3 protein-coding genes are annotated in these 1,575 nt (G+C 66.4%); all 3 read left to right on the top strand.

Annotation, left to right across the window (positions count from 1 at the left end; translation table 11 throughout):
• The coding region (locus ACFRCG_RS48495; RefSeq protein ID WP_380043056.1) for an RIO1 family regulatory kinase/ATPase at positions 1-321 on the top strand (321 nt) is incomplete at its 5' end.
• Positions 322-399: 78 nt separating this feature from the next.
• Complete coding sequence (locus ACFRCG_RS48490; RefSeq protein ID WP_380043055.1) at positions 400-939, top strand: winged helix-turn-helix domain-containing protein; 540 nt, start codon at positions 400-402, stop codon at positions 937-939.
• Positions 936-1,466, top strand: a complete 531-nt coding sequence (locus ACFRCG_RS48485; RefSeq protein ID WP_380043057.1) for a transposase — start codon at positions 936-938, stop codon at positions 1,464-1,466. The genes ACFRCG_RS48490 and ACFRCG_RS48485 overlap by 4 nt, the downstream gene beginning before the upstream one ends.
• Positions 1,467-1,575: the final 109 nt, after the last annotated feature.

The raw sequence follows: 1,575 nt of genomic DNA, 5'->3' as shown, positions 1-1,575 counted from the left end.
GTCCAGACCGCGCCCCGGCTCGCCCAGACCCGACCCTCCCCCGAGCTGCTGGCGGCGTACTTCGAGCAGCTCACCGACGCGCTCGCGACGATGGTGCAGAACGGCATCGTGCACGGCGACCTCTCGGCGTACAACATCCTGGCGGCGGGCGAGCGGCTGGTCATCATCGACCTGCCACAGATCGTCGACCTGGTCGGCAACCTCAACGGAATGAACTTCCTCCAGCGCGACTGCGCCAACATCTGCGGCTGGTTCCGCTCGCGGGGCCTCGAGGCCGACGAGCACGCGCTGTTCGCGGAGCTGATGGCGCACGCCTTCTGAACCGGGCGGGCTAGCTACTGACCTTTTCGAAGGGTTGTCGGGGGTGACGTTGGGTCAGTTTGGCGGTAAGCCCGTGACATGCGGTATGCGCAAGGGGGCGGGCTCCGGCCTCATGAACAGGTGGCACGGGAGCGGATCCGCCTGCTGGCTGCTGATGCGTTCTCACGCGGTGAGAGCAACACAGCGATTGCCAAAGACCTGCGTGTCAGCCTCCGGTCGGTGGAACGCTGGAGGCACTCCTGGCGGGATAGCGGCAGAGACGGCCTGCTCTGTTCCGGGCCGGCCAAGGCCCGCAAAGTGAGCGAGGAGGAGTTCGCCACGCTCGAGGAAGAGTTGCTCAAAGGGGCTGTCTTCCATGGGTGGCCTGACGAGCGGTGGACGCTGTCACGCATTCAGTTGCTCCTCGCGCACGTGACGGGAGTCCAGTTGTCCGTCCGTGGAGTGTGGGAACTGCTGCGCTGTCACGGCTGGTCATGCCGTCAGCCGGCACGACGGGCTGTCGAGCGCAACGACGCGGCCGTCGCGGGATGGATCAAGGAGACGTGGCCGTCGGCAAAGCCACCGCCGCGGCGCTCGGGGCCTGGCTCGTCTTCGAGGACGAGGCCGCTGTCTCGATGACGTCGCACCGCAGTCGCACATGGGCCCCTCGCGGGCCCACTCCCACAGTCCGCTTCAACGGCGGCTCACGAGGACGCATCACACTGGCCGCCCTGGCCTGCTACAAGACCGGCGAACGCAGTCGGCTGATCTACCGGCCGCGCGTCCAGGGACATCTGCGAGGCGATCACCGTGGCTTCACCTGGCAGGACTACCGCGACCTGATCGTGCGGGCCCACCTCCAGCTCGGCGGCCCCATCGTCGTGATCTGGGACAATCTCAACGTCCATCGCAGCGCCGCGTTACGGCAATGGGCGGCCGGACAGGACTGGCTCACCATCATCCAGCTGCCCACCTACGCTCCCGACCTCAACCCTGTCGAAGGCATCTGGTCACTGCTGCGACGCTCCACGACCGCCAACGTCGTCTTCGCCGACCGAGACCACTTGGTCAGGGCCGTCCGTTCCGGCATGCGTCACATCCAACGCAGCCCCCGGCTCATCGACGGCTGCCTCACCGGAACTGGACTGCCACCCCCGCCCCACTGACAGCGACAACCCCTCGAAAAGGTCAGTAACAGAAGCTGTCGAGCATGTGACTCTCGGCTTGGGTGCTCGTTGGTCTGGTCGTGGGAAAGCGACAGTCTCGGCCATGGAT

Origin of the sequence: Embleya sp. NPDC056575, assembly GCF_042793325.1 — a bacterium.
Lineage (GTDB): Bacteria > Actinomycetota > Actinomycetes > Streptomycetales > Streptomycetaceae > Embleya.
Note: the sequence above shows the minus strand (reverse complement) of the source record. Positions and strands in the feature narration are given on the sequence as shown.